The sequence below is a fragment of the Sphingomonas sp. CFBP 13714 genome, from assembly GCF_014842205.1.
GTDB lineage: Bacteria > Pseudomonadota > Alphaproteobacteria > Sphingomonadales > Sphingomonadaceae > Sphingomonas > Sphingomonas aerolata.
The window spans coordinates 534,387-555,683 of record NZ_JACYVG010000001.1 but is presented as its reverse complement, the minus strand read 5'-3'; the positions used below and the strand labels follow the sequence as shown (position 1 = coordinate 555,683).

The window sequence follows — 21,297 nt, the reverse complement described above, 5'->3', positions numbered from 1 at the left end:
GCCTGGCGATGGCCCTCGGCCTCGCGCTCGCCGGCTGCGCCGCGCCGGTCGCGACCGCCCCGGTCGGCCGTCCCGCCATCCCCTATACCAGCGTCGGGCTCGAACGCGTGATCGGCCAGACCGCGGCCGGGCTGACCCGGCTGTTCGGCGATCCCGACGCCGATGTCCGCGAGGGCGCAGCGCGCAAGCTCCAGTTCCAGAGCGGAATTTGCGTGCTCGACGCCTATCTCTACCCCGCCGGATCGGGCGAGCCCAAGGTCACCTATATCGACGCGCGCGAGCTCGACGGCAGCACGATCGACCGCGCCAGCTGCGTCGCCGCGCTCACCCGCCGCGACGGCGGCCGCTAAGCCGCTCAGGGCCCGGGCGGCGGCACCGTTTCGGTCGCGCCCGCCGCGCCGACCGGGATCCGCGTCGCGGGCAGCGCCGCCTGGCATTCGGGCGGCGGCGCCGGCGGCCGGCGGTGGAGATGATCGATCTCCGCCTGCCGCCGGTGCAGGTAGAAGGCGCGCGACGATGCATAGGGATCGCCCACATCGTCATGCAAACACTTGAGAGTTTCGTCGAAATCGGCGCGGTGGTCGAGCGCGCCGAGCACGCCTGCCGGCACCGTGTAGCTCGCATCGGTGAACGGCGACCCGATCGCGGTCGGCAACAGCAACCGGTCGAGCGTCCCGCCGATCAGGTCGCGCACCGTCGTCGGCCCGACCAGCGGCAGGAACAGGAACGGCCCGTTGCCGATCCCGTGATACCCCAATGTGTTGGCAAAGCCGTTCGACCGGCGCGGCAGCCGGAACGGCCGCTTCTTGGCGACGTCGATGACCCCCGCCGCGCCGACCGTCGAATTGATCACGAACCGCCCGACCGTCTCGGCCGCCTTGCCCGGCTTGAACTGCAGCAGGAAGTTCACGAACACGATCGGCTCGCGCAAGTTGTAGAGAAAATTGTGAATACCCTTGCGGATCGGGCTCGGCACCTTGCGCTTGTAGACCCGCGCCACCGGCCCGACGACCGCGCTGTCGACCGCCTGCGTCGCCCCGAACGCCTGCGCATTCACGCCACGCAACGGATCGCCGGGATCGCGCGTCTGCCCGACGACGACAATGTCCTTCTGCGCAGTCGGCTCGGCGGGCACGGGCGCTGGAACCGGGACAGTCTGGGGCGCTGCAACCGGCGCTACGGGCACCACGGGCGGCGATACCGGCACGACGGGCGATTCGGGCTCGCGCTGCTCGTCCGCAACCACCGTCGACGGCGCGACCGGGACCGGCGCGACGGGCAGCGGGTCGACGGCCTGCACCGCCAGCGCGGCGACCATCGTAGCAGTGGAAAATGCCAACATATGCAATCATCGCCCCTTGGACCGCCACCGCTGTCCGCATTGCCCCCGCAAGGCAAGTCTCGAATGCGCGCCCCTACACCGGCGTTCGTGAATAATTTCTCCTGTCGCGCGTCACTTGGCCCGCGTCAGCTTAAGTTCGCCCGGTCCCATTCCGCGCGGACGCCGTCGTCATTTTCGCCGCCACGACGCTGCGCTTTCTCGGCCGCGAATCGCACCGCGTCGAGTCGCGACAAGGCCCACACCGCCGTCCCGCGCACCACCGGCGCCGGATCGCCCAGCAACGCCGCGACGCCCCCCGACAAGGCCGGATCGCCACTATTCCCCGCCGCGATCAACGCGTTGCGCACCATCTTGTCGCGCCCGATCCGCTTGATCGGCGATCCGGCAAAGACCTGGCGGAACCCCGCATCGTCGAGCGCGATCAGGTCGGCGATCTCGGGCGCAACCAGCTCGGCCCGCGGCGCAAAGGCGAGATTGGCGTTCGCGGCCGCGGCGAACTTGTTCCACGGGCACACCGCCAGGCAATCGTCGCAGCCATAGATGCGGTTGCCGATACCCGCCCGGAATTCATGCGGAATCACCCCCGCATGCTCGATCGTCAGATACGAGATGCAACGCCGCGCATCGAGCCTGTAGGGCGCCGGAAACGCATCGGTCGGGCACGCGCGCTGGCACGCGTCACAGCTGCCGCACAGATCCCGACCCGCGGCGTCACCCTTCAGCTCGAGCGTCGTGTAGATCGCGCCGAGGAACAGCCAGCTGCCCTCTGTCCGGCTGACCAGATTGGTGTGCTTACCCTGCCACCCCAGCCCCGCCGCCTCCGCGAGCGGCTTCTCCATCACCGGGGCGGTGTCGACGAACACCTTGAGATCGAACGGGTAATCGACAGAAACCGCGTCGCTCGCCAGCCATCGGCCGAGCGCCTTCAGCTGCCGCTTGATGACGTCGTGATAATCCGCGCCCTGCGCATAGACGGAGATCCGGCCGACCTCGCCCTGCTCCGCCAGCCGCAGCGGATCGTCCTTCGGCGCATAGCTCATGCCCAGCGCGATCACGCTGCGCACCGCGGGCCACAGCCCGGCAGGGCTCGCCCGCTGCGCGCGCCGCTCCTCCATCCAGATCATGTCGCCATGCCGCCCTTCGGCCAGCCACTCGTGCAGCCGTTCGCCCGCCAGCGGCGCCGCATCCGCGCGCGCAATCCCGCACGCCGCAAAGCCCAGTTCGGCCGCCTTGGCCTTCACGCGCGATTCGAGGTCGGATGGCTTGTCGTCGGGCACGTCCGCCCGCTACCACAGCCGCTCGGCTTGAAGGAAGTTTGCGCGTGGGCGAGGAATGGGCGGTCAAGGCCAGCGGGCTGGTCAAGCGCTTCGGCGACCGGCGGGTGGTCGACGGCGTCGACATCGCCGTGCCGACCGGCGCGATCTATGGCGTGCTCGGCCCGAACGGCGCGGGCAAGACCACGACGCTGCGCATGCTGCTCGGGATCATCGAGCCCGATGAAGGCGACCGCACGCTGCTGGGCTTCGACAGCCCGCGCGACGCCTCGGATCATGTCGGCTATCTGCCGGAGGAACGGGGACTTTATCCCGCGATGAAGGCACGCGAGGCGATCGCGTTCATGGGCGCGCTGCGTGGTCTCGACTGGAAGACCGGACGTGCGCGCGCGGTGACGCTGATGGAGGGGGCGGGGCTCGGCCATGCGGTCGACGAGAAGATCCGCAAATTGTCGAAGGGCATGGCGCAGCTCGTCCAGCTGCTCGGCTCGGTCGTGCATCAGCCCGATCTGCTCGTGCTCGACGAACCCTTTTCCGGGCTCGATCCGGTCAACCAGGAACGTCTTGAAAAGCTTATCCTTGTCGAGCGCGATCGCGGCGCGACGATCCTGTTCTCGACGCATATCATGAGCCACGCGGAACGGCTGTGCGACCGGCTGGCGATCATCGCCGGCGGCAAGCGCCGGTTCGAGGGCACCGTCGACGACGCGCGCGGCGTCCTGCCCCAGCGCGTTCACTACACCCCGCACCGTCCCGACCCCGCGATCCGCGGCGTGCTGCCCCCCGACGCGCTGCCCGATCGCGACGGCTGGCGGTTCGAACTGCCGGGCGGCGGGATCGAGACGCTGCTGGTCCGGCTGATCGATGCGGGATACGGCATTTCCGGGCTCTCGATCGAACGCCCCGGGCTGCACGAGGCGTTCGTGCGAATCGTCGGCCAGCAAGAGGCGCAGCCATGACCCGCTTCCGCCGCACGCTGCGCCAGACCTTCACCATCGCCCGCCGCGATTTCACCGCAACCGTCTTCACCCCGATCTTCCTGCTTTTCCTGTTCGCGCCGCTGATCATGGGCGCATTCGGGGCGGTCGGCGGGCTCGGCGCGGCCAGCGTCACCGACGGCGCGCAGGACAAGGCGCAGATCATCGCGATCCTCCCCGCCGCCGAGTCGCGCATGATCGCCGAGGCCGACACGCAGCTGCGCGGCATCTTCCGGCCAGGCGAGGGACCGCCCGACCTGACCACCCAGCCGGCCGCCGCCGATCCGGCGGCACAGGCGCGCAACGCCTTCAACCGCAACGATATCGACGCCGCCGCAGTGCTTTACGGCCCGCTCGCGGCGCCACAGATCCTCTATGGTCCACGCGGCGACCGCGCGGCGGGCTATCTCGCGACGCTCGCGCAGACCACGCTCGCGGCGCAACAGGCGGGCGGCACGCTGCCCCCGATCGACGTGACCAAGACCCGGATCACGCGGTCGCGCGGATCGGTTGGCGGCCAGCATCAGTCCGCGTTCTTCGCGGTGTTCGGGATCTTCTTCCTCACGCTGTTCCTCTCGGGCCAGGTCGTCGGCACGATGGCCGAGGAGCGCAACAACAAGGTGATCGAGGTGCTCGCCGCCGCGGTCCCGCTCGAATCGGTGTTCTTCGGCAAGCTGATCGGCATGTTCGGCGTCGCGGTGCTGTTCGTCGCCTTCTGGGGCACCGTCGTCGGACAGGTCACGACATTGCTTCCCGCAGGCGCGGCGGCGGCGATCGGCGATCTCCGTCCCGCAGTCGGCGGACCGATGTTCGCGCTGCTGTTCGCTGGCTATTTCACCATGGCCTATCTGCTTCTGGGATCAGTGTTTCTCGGCGTCGGCGCGCAGGCCTCGACGATGCGCGAGATCCAGATGCTGTCGCTGCCGATCACGATCCTTCAGGTCGCGATGTTCGGTCTCTCGTCCGCCGCGGTCTCGCGCCCCGGCAGCTGGATCGCGACGCTCGCCGAACTCTTCCCGCTCTCCTCGCCCTTCGCGATGGCCGGGCACGCGGCCAATTCCCCCGAGCTCTGGCCGCACGTCGCGGCGCTGGCCTGGCAGGCCCTGTGGGTGACGATCTTCATCGTCGTTGGCGCACGACTGTTCCGCCGCGGCGTGCTCCAGTCGGGCAGCGCGCGGCCCTTCTGGCGCCGCGCGAAACCGCACTGACACAGGTTGTTGACATCGCTGTCAGTACTTGGTCTCCTGCCTGAAAACAGGAGAGTGATGGGTGGCGACGCTTGCAGGCGAAATCACGACGGCTCCGATCAGCGAGCGCGTAACCAACGGGGCGGCAACCGGAAAACCCCCGATCGACCCGCTCGATGTCAGTCGCGCGGACCTCTACCGCGACGATGTCTGGCACGCGCCCTTCCGCCACCTTCGCGCGCATGCCCCGGTCCACCATGTCGCGAGCTCGGATTACGGCCCCTATTGGTCGGTCTCGAACTACCGGGGGATCGTCGAGGTCGAGTCGCTGCCCGATCTCTATTCCTCCGAAGCCGGCGGCATCACGCTCGCCGATTTTGACCGCGATCGCGACGTTCGCATGCCGATGTTCATCGCGCGCGATCGCCCGATCCACACCAGCCAGCGCCGCACGGTCGCCCCCGCCTTCACGCCGAGCGAGATGACCCGCATGGCGCCCGACATCCGCCGGCGCACCGCGGAGATCCTCGACGGGCTCGACTGGAACACGCCGTTCGACTGGGTCGACCGCGTCGCAATCGAACTGACGACGCAAATGCTGGCGATCCTGTTCGATTTCCCGTGGGAGGATCGGCGCAAGCTGACCCTGTGGTCGGACTGGGCGGGCGACATCGAGCTCGTCAAGAACGAGGAGACGCGCAAGCAGCGGCTCGCGCATATGTTTGATTGCGGGGCCTATTTCCAGACGCTCTGGAACGCCAAGATCGACCGGCCGCCGACCCCCGACCTGATCTCGATGATGATCCATTCGGATGCGATGGCGCATATGGAGCATCACGAATTCATCGGAAACCTGATCCTCCTGATCGTCGGAGGCAATGATACGACCCGCAACTCGATGTCGGCGCTGGCCTATGGCCTCGACGCATTTCCCGACGCCCGCGCCATGCTCGAAGCGGATCCGGCGCTCATTCCCAACGCCGTGAGCGAGATCCTCCGCTGGCAGACGCCGCTCGCGCACATGCGGCGGACCGCAACGCAAGATACCGAACTGCAGGGCCAGTCGATCAAGGCCGGCGACAAGCTCGCCCTGTGGTATCTCTCGGCGAATCGCGATGAAAGCGTGTTCGGCGACGATGCCGACGCGATCCGCGTCGACCGTCCCAATGCGCGGCGCCACCTCGCCTTCGGCCACGGCATCCATCGCTGCGTCGGGGCGAGGCTCGCCGAGATGCAGCTCGCGATCCTGCTCGAGGAGATGGCGAAGCGCCGCATGCGGATCAACGTGGTCGGCGCCCCCACCCGAGTCGCCGCGTGTTTCGTCCACGGCTATCGTTCGCTCCCGGTCGAGATCAGCCGCTACTGACTTTCATGGCCCGCCCCCGCACGCATCCTGTTCGCGGCAAGGTTCGTACTTATATCATGACCATGACACACACATCGCCCGATCGCCGCACGTTCCTCACGCTCGCCGGCGCCGGCGCCGCGGGCTTTGCCCTCTGGGGCTGCTCGTCGCAGTCCGCCCAGGCCGCCGAACGCTTCGAGGTCACGCTGAGCGATGCACAGTGGCGCAAGAAGCTGTCGCCGGATGCCTATAACGTGCTGCGCAAGGAAGGAACCGAGCGACCCTATTCGAGCCCGCTCAACGGCGAACATCGCGCGGGGATCTTTTCGTGTGCCGGCTGCGCACTGCCTGCGTTCTCGTCGAAGACCAAGTTCGAGAGCGGGACGGGATGGCCGAGCTTCTGGCAGCCCTTGCCCAATGCGGTGCGGACCCGGGTCGATTCGACGCTTGGGATGGCGCGGACCGAGGTGCATTGCCGACGCTGCGGCGGGCATCTCGGCCATGTGTTCGACGACGGCCCCAAGCCGACGGGAAAGCGCTATTGCATGAACGGCGATGCGCTGACGTTCCGGGCGATGGCGGCCCGGTAATCGCTTAACTGGTTCAGCCCGCGTCGTTTACGAGCGTGAAGATGCCGCGCGGGTCGGTCGGGCCATGCTGCACCGTGGCGAGCTGAGCGGCGTTGGCACGCTGCGTTGCGCTGGGCGCGCTGACCATCTGGAGCGACGGCTGGGCGGGGGCGTCGAGCATCTCGCCGCGCGGTGCATGGCCTGAATAGATGAAGCCCTTGGTCGGATAGGCCGAGGTACCGAGATCGCCCTGCGGCCCGTACCAGACCTTAACCATGCTCCAGTCGCCCGCGTCGGACACGTCGATCGCGCGGACATTGGTTTCGATCGCGCCGCGACGCGACCAGTTGGCATGGGTCAGGAGCACTTCGCGGTCGCTGACGACCTTCGAGACCATCGCGACATGGCCGACGCGCATCCGCGAGGTCGGCGAGAAAGCAAGGACGGCACCGGCCTTTGGTGCATGGCCCCGCTCGTAGCGGCCCTCGGCCTGGCTCCACCAGGTGTTCGCATTGCCGCGGATCTCGATGCCCGACACCGAGCGGGCAAAGGTCACACACTGCCAGAACTGGGCCGCTGCCGGTGTGGCCGTCATCAGGCCGCACGATACCACCAGCGCAAAACGCGCTGCTAACGCCTTGAAATTCATCGAGACCCCCCGGTCAAAACCCGTTCGTCCCAGTCTGGCTACGGGAGTGCGGATTTAATTGAAAGGCGTCGCGGAACCATATCCGACGAAGCGTGTTGCCGCGCCGACGAGCCCCTTTTTTAGCCGACCATGCCGCCCTTTTCCGATGTTCTGCCGCTGATGCAGCGGACACGCCCATGCGGGCCGGGATCGTTAGTCCCGCACCCATCAAGAGAGCGCAGGATGACCGGCTTTGCGATGACAGTACGGCGCACCACCTCGTCAAACCACGGCGATTCGAAAAACGGGTTTGCTACGCACGCCGCACGGCGATACCAGTCGCAAAAATCTCTGGAGGATGTCGCATGGATACGACCACCCTGTTCCGTCTCGACGGCCGCGTCGCGCTGATCACCGGCGGCAGCCGCGGCATCGGCAAGATGATCGCGGCGGGCTTCATCGCGCAGGGCGCGAAGGTCTATATCTCGTCGCGTAAGGCCGATGCCTGCGAAGCCGCCGCGGCCGAACTCGGCCCCAACTGCATCGCGCTGCCGCAGGACGTCTCGACCGTCGCCGGCTGCAAGGCGCTCGCCGCCCAGTTCGCCGAGCATGAGAGCCGACTCGACATCCTCGTCAACAATGCGGGTGCGGCCTGGGGCGTCCCGTTCGAGGAGTTTTCCGAGGTCGGCTGGGACAAGGTCATGGACCTGAACGTCAAATCGCCCTTCTTCCTGACCCAGGCGCTGCACGCAGCACTCAAGGCCTCGGGCTCGCGCGACCGGCCAGCCAAGGTCATCAATATCACATCGATCGACGGACAACGCCTCAACCCGTGGGAAACCTACAGCTATCACGCGTCGAAATCAGCACTGATCTATCTGACCAAGCGCATGGCGGCGCGGCTGGTGACTGATTCGATCAACGTCACCTCGATCGCCCCCGGCGCGTTCGCCAGCGACATGAACAAGGCGGCCCGCGATCACGGCGACGCGGTTGCGCAAGGGATCCCCGCTAAGCGGGTCGGCGTCGACGAGGACATGGCCGGCGCCGCGATCTACCTCGCGAGCCGCGCCGGCGATTACGTGATCGGCGAAACCATTACCGTCGACGGCGGCCTCGTCCACGCCTCGCTAGGCACCAGCATCGACGCCTAAGCAAAGCCCCTCTCCCCCCGGGGGAGAGGGAGGGGCCCGCCGCGAAGCGGTGGGAGGGTGAGGGGCGGTTGGGACGCGCCGTCCGAGCCTCAAAACCCTCACCCTTCCCACGGCAAGTGCCGCGGGCCCCTTCCCTCTCCCCCAAGGGGAGAGGGAGAGTTCACCGGGCAATCCCACCCGCCGCGAGCACCGCCAGCGTCACCAGCTCGCTCGCCGTGCTCGTCATCGGCGCGACCTGCACCGGCTTCTCCATGCCGATCAGCATCGGCCCGATCACCGAATCGCCACCAAGCTCGCGCAGCAGCTTGGCCGAGATATGCGCCGACTGAAGACCCGGCATGATCAGCACGTTCGCCGGCCCCGACAGTCGCGCGAACGGATAATTCGCCAGCTGCTTCGGGTTGAGCGCCACGTCGGGCGCCATCTCGCCCTCATATTCGAACCCGACCTGTCGACCGTCGAGCACCGTCACCGCATCGCGGATATTGTCGAGCCACTCGCCCTTCGGATTGCCGAAGTTCGAATAGCTCAGGAACGCGACGCGCGGCTCATGCCCCATGCGACGTGCGACCGCGGCGGTCTGCTCGGCGAAATCAGCGAGCTGTTCGGCGGTCGGACGCTCGTTGACCGTGGTGTCGGCGATGAACACCGTGTGGCTCTGCCCGACGAGCAGATGGATACCGAACGGCGTCTTGCCCGCGGCCGGATCGATCACGCGGTAGATCTGGCGCATCGTTTCGCCATAGGTGCGCGTGATGCCGGTGATCATCGCATCGCCCTCGCCGAGCTGCAGCAGCAGCGCACCGAAGATGTTGCGATCCTGGTTCACCATCCGCTCGCAGTCGCGCCGCAGATACCCACGACGCTGGAGCCGGGCGTAGAGCAGCTCGACCATCTTCGGCACCAGCGGCGAGACGCGGCTGTTGTGCAGCTCGAAGCTCTCGGGATCGGTGACGCCCAGCGCGCGCAACCGGTCGGGCACGTCGTCGCGACCGACCAGCACCGGCGTACCGTAGCCGCCCTCCTTGAACGCGATCGCCGCCCGCAGCACGACCTCTTCCTCGCCCTCGGCGAAGATGACACGCTTGGGATGCGCCCGTGCGCCCTCATAGGCCATCGACAGCACCGAGGTGGTCGGGTTGAGACGCGCGCGCAGCGACTGGCGATACGCCTCGATGTCGAGAATCGGCTTGGTCGCGACGCCCGATGCCATTGCCGCCTTGGCGACCGCGACGGGAACGACCTCCATCAGCCGCGGATCGAACGGCGCGGGGATGATATAGGCCGGACCGAAGCTGTGGCTGACACCATAGGCCAGCGCAACCTCCTCGGGCACACGCTCGCGCGCCAGCTCGGCGATCGCATTGGCCGCGGCGATCTTCATCGCGTCGTTGATCCCCGTCGCGCGGACGTCGAGCGCACCGCGGAAGATGAACGGGAAGCACAGCACGTTGTTGACCTGGTTCGGATAATCCGACCGGCCCGTCGCGACGATCGCGTCTGGGCGTGCGGCCATCGCCAGCTCGGGGCGAATCTCGGGCTCGGGATTGGCCATCGCGAAGATGATCGGCGCAGCCGCCATGTCCTTGACCATCTCAGGCTTGAGCGCGCCTGCCGCCGACAGGCCGAGGAACACGTCGGCGCCGACCAGCGCCTCGGTCAGCGTCCGCGCGCTGCTCGTCGTGGCATGCGCCGACTGCCACTGGTTCACATCGTCGCGACCCTGGTAGATCACGCCGGTACGGTCGCACATGATGACGTTGTCGGGCCGTACGCCCATGGCCTTCATCAGCTCGGTGCACGCAATCGCCGCCGCGCCCGCGCCGTTCACGACCAGCTTGATGTCGCCAAGCTTGCGCCCGGTCACGAGGCAGGCGTTGATCAGCCCGGCCGCACAGATGATCGCGGTGCCGTGCTGATCGTCATGAAATACGGGGATATTCATCCGCTCGCGCAGCGTCTGCTCGATGATGAAGCACTCGGGCGCCTTGATGTCCTCAAGGTTGATGCCGCCGAACGTCGGTTCCATCAACTCGACCGCATCGATGAAGCGATCGACGTCTTCGGTCTTCAGCTCGATATCGATCGAATCGACGTCGGCGAAGCGCTTGAAGAGCACCGCCTTGCCCTCCATCACGGGCTTCGACGCGAGCGCGCCGAGATTGCCCATGCCGAGGATCGCGGTGCCGTTCGAGATCACCGCGACCAGATTGCCCTTGGCGGTATAGTCATAGGCGGTCGAGGGATCGTCGGCGATCGCCTGCACCGGAATCGCCACGCCGGGCGAATAGGCGAGCGCGAGGTCGCGCTGCGTCGCCATCGGTTTGGACGCAATGATCTCGAGCTTCCCGGGACGGCCTTCCGAATGGAACAGCAGCGCTTCGCGTTCGGAGAACTGGAGATTATTGTCGTCGGACATAAGCGGGGCCTCGGGGGTATCTGCAGGGGGAGCCCCTGCCTTTACGAAACGCGTGGCTGTTCGTCACCCCTTGGGAACCCTTCGCAGTGCTATTGGACGTGCGGACGGTTTTCGCTACCCCGCGCCGATGTCCACTCCCGCCGCCACCCCGATGATGACGCAGTATCTCGGCCTTAAGGCCGAAGCGCAGGATTGCCTGCTGTTCTATCGCATGGGCGATTTTTTCGAGCTGTTCATGGACGATGCGCGCATCGCCGCGGCGGTGCTCGACATCGCGCTGACCGCCCGCGGGGAACATGAGGGCAAGCCGATCCCGATGTGCGGTGTGCCGGTGCACGCGGCTACCGCCTATCTCCAGCGGTTGATCAAGGCCGGGCACCGCGTCGCGATCGCCGAGCAGGTCGAGAGTCCGGCCGAGGCAAAGGCGCGCGGCGGATCGAAGGCGCTGGTCGCCCGCGCGATCGTCCGCGTCGTGACCGCGGGCACGCTGACCGAGGAAGCCTTGCTCGACGCGCGCAGCGACAATTGGTGCGTGGCGATCGGTGAAGCCGGGGGATCTGTCGCGATTGCCGCAGCCGACGTGTCCACTGGCCGGTTCGAGGTCATCGACGTTGCGGACGACGCGGTCGGAGCCGAACTCGCGCGACTTGCCGCGGCCGAGATCGTCGTCGCCGAGACGAGCGGTTTTGCAGAGGCCGCCACGACGCTGCGCCCCAGGAGCGATTTCGACAGCGGTGCGGGCGAGGCACGGCTCAAGCGGATCTACGGCGTCGCGACCCTCGACGGCTTCGGACAGTTCGGGCGGGCCGCGCTGGCCGCGGCGGGCGGTCTGGTCGCGTATCTCGAACATAATGCGAAGGGCGCGCTGCCCTTCCTGCGGCCGCCGCGAATCGGGCGGGCAGCACAGGTGATGGCGATCGACGCCGCGACGCGGGACAGCCTCGAACTGACCTGCACCACCGGCGGCGTCCGCAAGGGGAGCCTGCTCGACGCGGTCGATCGCACCGTCACCGGTGCCGGTGCGCGACTTCTCGGTGCCGATCTCGGTGCGCCCCTGATGGACAAGGCCGCGATCGACGCGCGGCTCGACCTCGTCCGGTTGTTCCATGACGACCAGGCGCTGCGCGAACGGTTGCGCGCGACGCTGCGCGCGCTGCCGGACATCGGCCGGGCGCTTGGCCGCCTCGCCGCGGGTCGAGGATCACCGCGCGATCTTGGCCAGTTGCGCGACGGCCTCGACGGCGCCTGGAACCTGGGCGAGCGGCTCGACGCGCTCACCGATCCGCCGCGCCTGCTCAGCGACGTCGCACCGCTGTTGCGCGGGCATGGCAGCCTTATCGACCTGCTCAAGCGTGCGCTCGTACCATCGCCACCGATCGAAGCCTCTGACGGGGGGTATATCGCGGCGGGATATGACGCCGCTCTTGACGACCTGCGCGATACCGGCGCTGGGGGACGCCGCGCGATCGCCGCACTGGAGGCCGAGTTTCGCACCTCGACCGGCGTGTCCGCGCTCAAGATCCGGCACAATGGCGTGCTCGGCTATCATGTCGAAGTCCCTGCACGGGCTGCCGATCCGCTGATGAAGCCCGACAGCGGTTTCACACACCGCCAGACGCTCGCAGGTGTCGTACGCTTCAACACGCCCGCGCTGCACGACGTCGCAACGAAGGTGTCGCAGGCGAGTGCGCATGCCACGGCGGCGGAATCGGCGCATCTCGAGGACCTCACCGCACGGGCGCTTGCCGGCCGCGAGGCGATCGCCGCGACCGCCGACGCGCTCGCCCGGCTCGATGTCGCCGCCGGTCTCGCCGAGCGCGCGGCCGAGGGGCAGTGGTCGCGCCCGATCCTGGTCGACCATGCCTGTTTCGAGATCGAGGGAGGCCGGCACCCGGTCGTCGAAGCCGCCGTCGCCAAGTCGGGCGACCGGTTCGTCGCCAACGACTGCAACCTGTCGGAATCCTCGCGACTGTGGCTCGTCACGGGCCCGAACATGGGCGGCAAATCGACCTTCCTGCGCCAGAATGCGCTGATCGCGGTCCTGGCGCAGGCGGGCAGCTATGTGCCGGCGACCAAGGCCACGCTGGGTCTCGTCGACCGCCTGTTCAGTCGCGTCGGCGCGTCGGACAATCTCGCGCGCGGTCGTTCGACCTTCATGGTCGAAATGGTCGAAACCGCTGCAATCCTCGCGCAGGCGACGCCGCGGAGCTTCGTGATCCTCGACGAGGTCGGTCGCGGCACCTCCACTTATGACGGCCTCGCGATCGCCTGGGCCGTGGTCGAGGCGATCCATGAGGACAATCGGTGCCGCTGTCTGTTCGCCACGCATTATCATGAGCTGACCCGGCTCGCCGAACGCTGCGAGGCACTTTCGTTGCATCACGTTCGCGCGCGCGAGTGGAAGGGCGAACTCGTGCTGCTCCACGAACTCGCCGACGGGCCGGCGGATCGCAGCTACGGCCTCGCCGTCGCGCGCCTCGCCGGCATGCCGCCTGTCACCGTGCAGCGGGCGAAAGCGGTGCTTGCCAAGCTGGAAGCCGGGCGTGCTAAAACTGGCGGCCTGGCGGCGGGGCTGGATGATCTTCCGCTGTTCGCGGCCGCCGCGCAGATCGAGGAGGTGGCGTGCGACGTGCTGCGCGAAGACCTGGCGAAGCTCGACATCGATGCGATGAGCCCACGCGACGCGCTCGACGCGCTCTACCGGTTGAAAGCGCTCGCGACCGAGGGCTGAGCGCAAACCCGGCGAAAACCACAGCATCGCGGATACTTGCATCCGGCCTGCAGTCCCATAGCGCGGCGTCCTAGTATCACATGCAAGACGGATGCTACGCGCCGGCCGAATCATTGGAGCATGGGCTTTGGGCGGACACGGGCATGCGGGACACGGGCACGGGCATGCACACGGGCATGCGGGACATGCACACAGCCATGCTCCGGCATCGTTCGACCGCGCGTTTGCGATCGGGATCGGACTCAACGTGGCGTTTGTCGCGGTTGAAGCCTTGGTCGGATTGCGGATCAACTCGGTTTCGCTGCTCGCGGACGCCGGCCATAATCTCTCCGATGTGCTGGGTCTGGTCGTTGCCTGGGGCGGGACGATGCTCGCGCGAACCGAGCCGACCAAGCGCTTTACCTATGGGCTGAAGGGGTCGACGATCCTTGCCGCGTTGACCAATGCGCTGCTGTTGCTCGTCGCGCTCGGGGCGATCCTGCTCGAAGCGACGCAGCGTTTCGCAGATCCGACGCCCACGGCGGGCCTGACCGTGTCGATGGTGGCCGGGATCGGCATCGCGGTGAACGCGATCACCGCCTGGATGTTCGCGCGTGGTCGCAAGGGGGACGTCAACATCCGTGGCGCCTATCTGCACATGGCCGCGGACGCGCTGGTATCGGCGGGGGTCGTGATCGCGGGACTGCTGATCTGGCAGACCGGGATCTCCTGGATCGACCCGGCGGTCTCCATCGTCATCGCGGTCCTGATCTTCTGGCAAACCTGGGGATTGCTGCGCGAGACTGTCGAAATGGCGCTGTCCGCGGTGCCGCGCGGGATCGAATTCGACCAAGTCGACGAGGCGCTATGCACCCTGCCCGGCGTGACGGCGATCCATGATCTGCACATCTGGCCGATGAGCACGACGGAGCCCGTCCTGACCGCGCACCTGGTCATGCCGGGCGGCCATCCCGGCGATCCGTTCCTCACCTCGACCCGCACGATGCTGCAGGAGCGTTTCGGGATCGGCCGTGCCACGTTGCAGGTCGAGACGGGCGACGGTCAGCCATGCTCGATGACGCGCCACGCGGTGATATGAACCTTTGGGGCGTTGCGCGGGTTATCCTAGTATAGTTCTGGAGTAATACCCGATGAAGAAGCATTTTATCGCCGCGCTGATGTCCGTTGCCGTGGTCGCCCCCGCAATGGTGCCTGTCGAAGCCGCTGCTCAGCGTCATGACGACCGCCGTGGCCATGACGACCGCCGGGGAAATGATTCGCGCCGCGGCAACGACCGCAACTGGCGCGGTGACGACCGCAACTGGGATCCGTCGCGCAGCTATCAGAACGGCAACTACCGCGAGCGTCGGCTCGGTCGCAACGACCGGATCTATCGCGGCAACGATGGCCGGGCCTATTGCAAGCGCAACGATGGCACGACCGGGCTCGTGATCGGCGCGCTCGGCGGTGGCGTTCTTGCCAATCTGATCGGCGGCGGCACGCTTGGAACGCTGGCGGGTGCCGGTGGCGGTGCACTGCTCGGACGGTCGGTCGACCGCGGTAACGTCAAGTGCCGCTGAGCTTTTTTGCTCGGTAAACGAAGATGCGGCGGCCGAGCGATCGGCCGCCGTTATTGTGTCTGCCTCAGCCGGCTGAACTTAGTAAGCGCGAGCCACCGCAAACTCGACCGCTTCGATCATCGCGTCCTTCGCCTCGCCATTGGCAAAGCCTGCAATCGAATCGATCGCCCGCTGACCATAATGCCGCGCCCGCGCAAACGTGTCGTCGATCGCGCGGGTTGCCCGGATCAGACGCACGGCATGCTGCAGGTCGGCATCGGTGTCGCGACGCCCCTCGACCGCATCCTTCCAGAATTGACAATCCTCGGCCGATCCGCGCGCATAGGCGAGGATCACCGGCAGGGTCATCTTGCCTTCGCGGAAATCGTCGCCCGCATCCTTGCCCATCGTATCCGCATCCGAAACATAGTCGATCGCGTCGTCGACAAGCTGGAAGGCGATCCCGAGATTGCGGCCATAGGCGTCGAGTGCCGCCTCTTCATTCTCGGGCCGATCGGCCACCACGGCAGCGATTCGGCAGGCGGCAGCGAACAGCGCCGCGGTCTTTGCGCCAATGATGTCGAGATAGCGCTCCTCGCCCAGATCGACGCGGCGGGCCGCCGTCAGCTGGTTGACCTCGCCCTCGGCGATGACCGCGCTGGTCGATGAAAGGATCTTGAGCGCCTTCAGGCTGCCCGCCTCGACCATGAGTTCGAAGCTGCGGCTGAACAGGAAGTCGCCGACCAGTACGCTGGCAGGATTGCCCCAGATGATGTTCGCGGTGCGGTTCCCACGCCGCAGGTCGGAGCCATCGACAACGTCGTCATGCAGCAACGTCGCGGTGTGGATGAATTCGACAGCCGCCGCGAGCAGGTGATGCTGCGTCCCGGCATAGTCCAGCAGCTGTGCACTCGCGAGCGTCAGCATCGGGCGCATCCGCTTGCCCCCGCCCGCGATCAGATGACCCGCCAGTTCGGGGATCAACGGGATATCGGAGGTCATGCGCGCGACGATCACCGCATTGACCTGGTCCATGTCGGTGGTGACGAGCTTGACCATCGGGTCCAGCGAAGGCTGTGGCCCGGGATTCGAACGAGGGGAGTCGAGGCGGTGGACGGTGGCGCTCATCTGCCCGTGCCTCTGACGGCTACCGCCTCGCAAAGCAACCCTTGCCGGCTCGGCAAACCCTCACCAAAAGGCAGGCGACGGCAATAGGTGGAGGTTACACGATGCCCGACGACCTGCTGAGCGGTTATCGCCAGAGCATCGACAACATCGATGCGGCACTGATTCATATGCTTGCCGAGCGGTTTAAGGTGACGCAGGCGGTTGGCCGGCACAAGGCGGAGCACGGGCTGCCGGCCGCCGATCCCGGACGTGAAGAGCGTCAGATTGCGCGGTTGCGTCGGCTCGCCGAGGAAGCCCAGCTCGATCCGGAATTCTCCGAAAAGTTTTTACGGTTCATCATCGACGAGGTGATCCGCCACCACCAGAAACTTTGCGAATGACACGCTGGGCGGTGACAGCAGCTTGAGCGCTGCACGGCATCGCCAAGGCGGCGCGGCGTCTCCGCCAGACCGCACGGCCCCGTATAATTTGCTACAGCACAGCTTTATCGACCTGCACGCGCGGGTCGGTTAGGGGAGCGCGATGAGCTTCCTCCTCGCTATCGAAGGCGCCGACGGCGCCGGTAAGGCCACGGCCTCCGCACTGGTCGTCGAGCAGTTGCAGGCCGCCGGACGCAGCGCCGCGGTCATTTCGTTCCCGCGCTATACGGACACGGTCGGCGGCTGGGCGCTGGGGGCGATGCTCGCGGGCACGCTGCCACGCGGCACGTCACCAAAGGCCGCCGCCGTGCTCTACGCGCTCGACCGGATGGAATCGCGCGATCACCTGATGGCAACGATGGCGGCGAACGACGTCGTCGTGTTCGACCGCTATATCGCGTCGAACATGGCGTATCAGGCGGCGCAGGCGCCCGTCGACGAAGCAGATACGATGATGGCCTGGATTGCGGATCTCGAGACGCGCAGCTTCGCCCTGCCGATGCCTGATCTGTCCGTCTATCTCGATACGCCGGCCGACATTGCGCGCGGGCTGATCCGCCAGAAGCGCAAGCGCTCTTACACCGACGATGCGTTCGACGCGTATGAAGCGGATACCGGGCTCCAGGACCGCGTCCGCATCAACTATGCCGCGATGGCGGCGGCAGGGCTGCTCGGCCGCTGGGCGACCGTATCGACGGTCGAGGCCGGCGCTTCGCGGCTGCCAGCGGACATTGCACGCGATATCGTTGCATTGCTGCGCTGAACGCCCCGGAAGGAGACCGGCATGGCCGTCACCGATATTGCCACGCGTACCTACGATCACGGGTTCAGGCTCGACCCGATCGTCCGCAGCCTGCTCGATACCGACTTCTACAAGCTGCTGATGTTGCAGATGATCCGTCACCTTCACCCCAAGGTGCAGACGACCTTTACCCTGATCAACCGCACGACGAGCGTGCGGCTGGCGGACATCATCGACGAAGGCGAACTGCGCGCGCAACTCGATCATGCGCGTACCGTGCGGTTCGGGAAGAAGGAGCTGATCTGGCTCGCTGGGAACAGCTTCTATGGCCAGGATCGCATGTTTGCGTCCGAATTCCTGCAGTGGCTTGCCGCCTTCCGGCTGCCCGAATACGATCTGCGGACCGTCGACGGACAGTTCGAGCTGCGGTTCGAGGGCTGCTGGGCGGAAACGACGATGTGGGAAATCCCCGCGCTTGCGATCATCAATGAATTGCGCGCACGCGTGGCGGTACGCGATCGCGGACGTTTCGTGCTCGACGTGATCTATGCGCGCGCGAAGGCCAAATTATGGGACAAGGTCGAACGGCTGAGGGATCTGCCCGATCTGGTCCTGTCCGACTTCGGTACGCGCCGCCGCCATGGCTTCCTGTGGCAACGCTGGTGCGTCGAGGCGCTTAAGGAAGGGCTTGGCAGCCGTTTCATCGGCACGTCGAACGTCTTGCTGGCGATGGATAACGATCTGGAGGCCATCGGCACCAACGCGCATGAATTGCCGATGGTCTATGCCGCACTGGCCGACGACGACCGGGGGATAGCGGATGCGCCCTACCGGGTGCTCGATGACTGGCGACGCCATTATGGCGGCAATCTGCTGATCGCGTTGCCCGACGCGTTCGGAACGAGTGCGTTCCTCGCGAACGCGCCCGACTGGGTCGCCGACTGGACGGGCTTCCGCCCCGACAGTGCACCCCCGATCGCCGGTGGCGAAGCGATCATTGCCTGGTGGAAGGCACAGGGTCGCGACCCGAAAACGAGACTCTTGATCTTCTCGGACGGCATGGATGTCGACACGATCGAAGACACCTATCGGCATTTCCACGGCCGGGTGCGGATGAGTTTTGGCTGGGGGACCAATCTGACCAACGACTTCCGAGGGTGCGACCCCGATGGCATGGCCGGACTCGAGCCGATTTCGCTGGTTGCCAAGGTCACGCAGGCCAATGGACGCCCGGCGGTCAAGCTGTCGGACAATCCAGCCAAGGCGACCGGCGATCCAGGCGAGATTGCTCGGTACCTGCGAATCTTTGGCGACGAGGGCCGCACGAACGCGAAGGTCGCGGTCTAGACCCTGCGCCACCGCCCTAAAATGGCCATGCCCTGCCGCCACGGGTAGCGCCCATGGCTGTTTCGCGATTCCCCCTCGGCGCGTCGATTACCCGGTCGGGACGCATCGCGCTGCTCTTCGCCGCGCTGCTGCCGCTCACCCCGGCACAGGCAGACCCCGCGGCCTTCGACCTGTCTGGTCCGGCGCTGAACGTGACGGTGACACACGGCGCGACGACGTTACCGATCGGGCAGGTGCCCAATCTCAGCGAAGGCGACCGGATCACCGTGAGTGCGGATCTACCCCGTGATCAGGGTGTCCATTACCTGCTGGTGGCCGCATTCCTGCGCGGCGCAACCAATCCGCCCCCCAAAAACTGGTTCACGCAGGCCAAGACGTGGGAGCGGAAGAAGAACACGCTCGACCTGACCGTGCCCGCAGGTGCACGCCAGCTGATCCTCTTTCTCGCGCCGGAAACCGGCGGGGGTTATGACTCGATCGTCGACGCCGTCCGCAAACAGCCCGGCGCGTTCGTCCGCGCCTCGCAGGAACTTAATCAGGCGTCGCTCGACCGCGCGCGGCTCGACACGTTTCTGGACTCCATCCACCGCCTCGAGCGCACGCATCCCGAACGCATCGAGGCCGTATCACCCGTCCTGACCCGCAGCCTGTCGATCACGCTCAAGGCCGAATGCCTCGAACAGGCGATCGATCTTCAGGCGGCCTGCCTGACGCAGAGCCGGAGCTCGCTGCTGCTGGCCGACAGTCACAGCGCATCGCTGACCGAAACTCTCGTCGGCGCCCCCACCGATCTGGCCTTGCAACTCGCCGCAACACCCGAGGCCGGATACGGCTATTACAGCTCCTATATCGGTGTCGTTCGCGATCTTGCCCGGATTTTCGGCGCATTCCAGTCGACCCAGTTCCAGTATATCCCCGCCCTCGGCCGCGCGGCAGAGTCGCGCTTGTCACTGTTGCTGAACGCGGCGCCTTCTTTTGCAAAGCCCAAGTCGGTCATGGTCGCGGCACTTCCGGCGATCGAGGCGCCCGAGCCGCCACCGCTGCGCACGATCGCGCCCGGTCGCGCGCTGTGTCGAGCACGAGAGTGTGTGCTGCTTCCGGTCGAAGGCGCGCCGCTGATCTATGCCACGCGCTACGCGCATGCCATGGCGGTCCGCGTGACGCGGGCCGACGGCAGCACGCTCGATCTGCCGGTCAGCGCCGATGTCGAACGCGGGGGTTTCCTTCTCGCCGGCCCGGGCAGTGACGGCGGCGACCTGCGAGCCGGTTTTGACGCCACGCTTCACGGCGTATGGGGCTTCACCCCGTTCGACGGTCCACGCTTTCGCATCCAGAGTCCGCGCGCGAACAGCTGGCGCGCGATCGAGGGCACCACGGTGATCGCCGGACGCGATAACAGCCTGACGATCGAGGGCGGAGCAGCCGCCTGTGTCGAGGACATCGCACTCGCCCGCACGTCCGGCACGACCGAGCCGCTCAAATGGGCCGCATTGCCGGATGGCCGGATCACCGCAACGATCCCGAAGGCGCAGATCGCGGCGGGGCAATTCAACCTGCTTATCCGCCAGCAAGGAATCGCAGACGTCGACACTATCGCGTTGACGGCCTTGACCGAGACGGGGCGGATCGACGCGTTCACGCTGCACGCCGGCGATCTCTACGGTGTCCTGACGGGCACGCGGCTCGACACCGTCGCCTCGCTGAGCGTCGATGGCGCGGTATTCAGCCCTGGTGCGGTGGTACGGACCGGCAAGGCCGACGAACGCGTCATGACGGTCCACACGCCTGCTCCGGTCGCCGCCTGGACCGCAGGCCAGGATCGATCCGGGCGGGTGACGCTGAAAGATGGGCGCGTGCTGCCGGTCGCCGTGCATGTCGCTCTAGCGCGGCCTTCGGTCACACTCATCGACAAGACCATCGCCCCGGCGGCGCACGCAGCGTCGCTGCCGATCACATTGCCGTCGAGCACCGTCATGCCGCTCGATGCCAGCCTGACCTTTTCAATCCGCGGCGCGGGGGCGACCCGTTTCAGCGGGCGCGAACAGGTCGAGATCGCCACGGTCGACGGACGCGCGTCGACGGTCATCGCCGCCGCGAACGGCTACCGCGTCCAGAGCGCACAAGTCGCAATTGCGACGATCGAACCGGCCAAGGCGCTGGGCGTATCGGCCTATGGCCCGCTGCGATACCGCCTCCTGCAGGACGGTGTGGAAAGCGACTGGGCGCCACTCGTCACCCTTGTCCGCCTGCCGACCATCACGGGCGTGACATGCGACAAGGGCGCGCCGCGCTGCCTGCTGACCGGTGACGCGCTGTATCTGCTCGCCGCGGTTGGCGGAGACGCGCAGTTCACCGGCGCTGCGGCAATTCCCGACGGCTATACCGCCAGTACGGTCGCAATTCCGCGTCCGACCGACACGCTGTTCCTCAAGCTGCGCGACGACGATTCAGTCGTTGCGACCGCCAAGCCGAACGTCGTCGACCGCTAGCCCAGCGA

18 protein-coding genes are annotated in these 21,297 nt (G+C 66.7%); 13 read left to right on the top strand and 5 right to left on the bottom strand.

Going from position 1 to position 21,297, the window contains the following annotated elements; all coding sequences use genetic code 11:
- Positions 1-8: 8 nt before the first annotated feature.
- On the top strand, positions 9-350 hold the full coding sequence (locus tag IFT54_RS02740) for a hypothetical protein (RefSeq protein ID WP_192008188.1): 342 nt from the start codon (positions 9-11) through the stop codon (positions 348-350).
- Positions 351-355: 5 nt separating this feature from the next.
- Here IFT54_RS02740 and IFT54_RS02735 read toward each other — a convergent pair whose 3' ends face one another.
- Together IFT54_RS02735 and queG are read right to left on the bottom strand one after the other, a co-directional pair.
- Positions 356-1,342, bottom strand: a complete 987-nt coding sequence (locus IFT54_RS02735; RefSeq protein WP_244648480.1) for an MlaA family lipoprotein — start codon at positions 1,340-1,342, stop codon at positions 356-358.
- 125 nt (positions 1,343-1,467) lie between these two features.
- Complete coding sequence (gene queG / locus IFT54_RS02730; protein ID WP_192069489.1) at positions 1,468-2,619, bottom strand: tRNA epoxyqueuosine(34) reductase QueG; 1,152 nt, start codon at positions 2,617-2,619, stop codon at positions 1,468-1,470.
- Positions 2,620-2,657: 38 nt separating this feature from the next.
- Here queG and IFT54_RS02725 point away from each other — a divergent pair, with 38 nt between their 5' ends.
- The 4 genes from IFT54_RS02725 (at position 2,658) to msrB (ending at position 6,715) form a co-directional block, all read left to right on the top strand.
- The gene (locus tag IFT54_RS02725; protein ID WP_244648478.1) at positions 2,658-3,575 is read left to right on the top strand and encodes an ABC transporter ATP-binding protein; all 918 of its coding nucleotides are present in this window, start codon (positions 2,658-2,660) and stop codon (positions 3,573-3,575) included.
- Positions 3,572-4,801, top strand: coding sequence for an ABC transporter permease (locus IFT54_RS02720; RefSeq protein ID WP_192069487.1), 1,230 nt, complete (start codon positions 3,572-3,574; stop codon positions 4,799-4,801). Before IFT54_RS02725 ends, IFT54_RS02720 begins: the two co-directional genes overlap by 4 nt.
- Positions 4,802-4,898: 97 nt before the next feature.
- On the top strand, positions 4,899-6,146 hold the full coding sequence (locus IFT54_RS02715) for a cytochrome P450 (protein ID WP_192069693.1): 1,248 nt from the start codon (positions 4,899-4,901) through the stop codon (positions 6,144-6,146).
- Between the two features lie 62 nt (positions 6,147-6,208).
- Positions 6,209-6,715 (top strand): peptide-methionine (R)-S-oxide reductase MsrB, encoded by a 507-nt coding sequence (gene msrB, locus IFT54_RS02710; RefSeq protein WP_031439784.1) that lies wholly within the window; start codon positions 6,209-6,211, stop codon positions 6,713-6,715.
- A gap of 13 nt (positions 6,716-6,728) precedes the next feature.
- Here the strand turns inward: msrB and IFT54_RS02705 are convergent, their stop codons facing one another.
- Positions 6,729-7,343 carry a CHAP domain-containing protein gene (locus IFT54_RS02705; protein WP_082451190.1) on the bottom strand — a complete coding sequence of 205 codons (615 nt, stop codon included), beginning with the start codon at positions 7,341-7,343 and terminating at the stop codon, positions 6,729-6,731.
- Positions 7,344-7,687: 344 nt separating this feature from the next.
- Here IFT54_RS02705 and IFT54_RS02700 point away from each other — a divergent pair, with 344 nt between their 5' ends.
- Positions 7,688-8,476 carry an SDR family oxidoreductase gene (locus IFT54_RS02700; RefSeq protein WP_031392879.1) on the top strand — a complete coding sequence of 263 codons (789 nt, stop codon included), beginning with the start codon at positions 7,688-7,690 and terminating at the stop codon, positions 8,474-8,476.
- 160 nt (positions 8,477-8,636) lie between these two features.
- Here the strand turns inward: IFT54_RS02700 and IFT54_RS02695 are convergent, their stop codons facing one another.
- Positions 8,637-10,895 carry an NADP-dependent malic enzyme gene (locus IFT54_RS02695; protein WP_031394701.1) on the bottom strand — a complete coding sequence of 753 codons (2,259 nt, stop codon included), beginning with the start codon at positions 10,893-10,895 and terminating at the stop codon, positions 8,637-8,639.
- 151 nt (positions 10,896-11,046) lie between these two features.
- Here IFT54_RS02695 and mutS point away from each other — a divergent pair, with 151 nt between their 5' ends.
- From mutS to IFT54_RS02680, 3 genes are all read left to right on the top strand, one after another.
- Positions 11,047-13,626 (top strand): DNA mismatch repair protein MutS, encoded by a 2,580-nt coding sequence (gene mutS / locus IFT54_RS02690; protein WP_192069692.1) that lies wholly within the window; start codon positions 11,047-11,049, stop codon positions 13,624-13,626.
- Between the two features lie 91 nt (positions 13,627-13,717).
- On the top strand, positions 13,718-14,704 hold the full coding sequence (locus tag IFT54_RS02685; RefSeq protein WP_192069486.1) for a cation diffusion facilitator family transporter: 987 nt from the start codon (positions 13,718-13,720) through the stop codon (positions 14,702-14,704).
- 52 nt (positions 14,705-14,756) lie between these two features.
- On the top strand, positions 14,757-15,185 hold the full coding sequence (locus IFT54_RS02680; RefSeq protein ID WP_192069485.1) for a glycine zipper 2TM domain-containing protein: 429 nt from the start codon (positions 14,757-14,759) through the stop codon (positions 15,183-15,185).
- A gap of 78 nt (positions 15,186-15,263) precedes the next feature.
- On the opposite strand, the gene IFT54_RS02675 is transcribed toward IFT54_RS02680, so the two are convergent.
- Positions 15,264-16,292: a polyprenyl synthetase family protein gene (locus IFT54_RS02675; RefSeq protein WP_192069484.1), complete on the bottom strand. Its 1,029-nt coding sequence runs from the start codon at positions 16,290-16,292 to the stop codon at positions 15,264-15,266.
- 101 nt (positions 16,293-16,393) lie between these two features.
- Here IFT54_RS02675 and IFT54_RS02670 point away from each other — a divergent pair, with 101 nt between their 5' ends.
- From IFT54_RS02670 to IFT54_RS02655, 4 genes are all read left to right on the top strand, one after another.
- Positions 16,394-16,672, top strand: a complete 279-nt coding sequence (locus tag IFT54_RS02670) for a chorismate mutase (RefSeq protein ID WP_031439230.1) — start codon at positions 16,394-16,396, stop codon at positions 16,670-16,672.
- A 142-nt stretch (positions 16,673-16,814) separates the two neighbouring features.
- A complete protein-coding gene (locus IFT54_RS02665; protein ID WP_192069483.1) occupies positions 16,815-17,474 on the top strand; it encodes a dTMP kinase in 660 nt (219 codons plus the stop codon).
- A 21-nt stretch (positions 17,475-17,495) separates the two neighbouring features.
- Positions 17,496-18,800 carry a nicotinate phosphoribosyltransferase gene (gene pncB / locus IFT54_RS02660; RefSeq protein WP_192069482.1) on the top strand — a complete coding sequence of 435 codons (1,305 nt, stop codon included), beginning with the start codon at positions 17,496-17,498 and terminating at the stop codon, positions 18,798-18,800.
- 53 nt (positions 18,801-18,853) lie between these two features.
- Entirely contained in the window at positions 18,854-21,289 is a 2,436-nt protein-coding gene (locus IFT54_RS02655; protein WP_192069481.1) for a hypothetical protein, read from the top strand.
- Positions 21,290-21,297 lie beyond the last annotated feature (8 nt).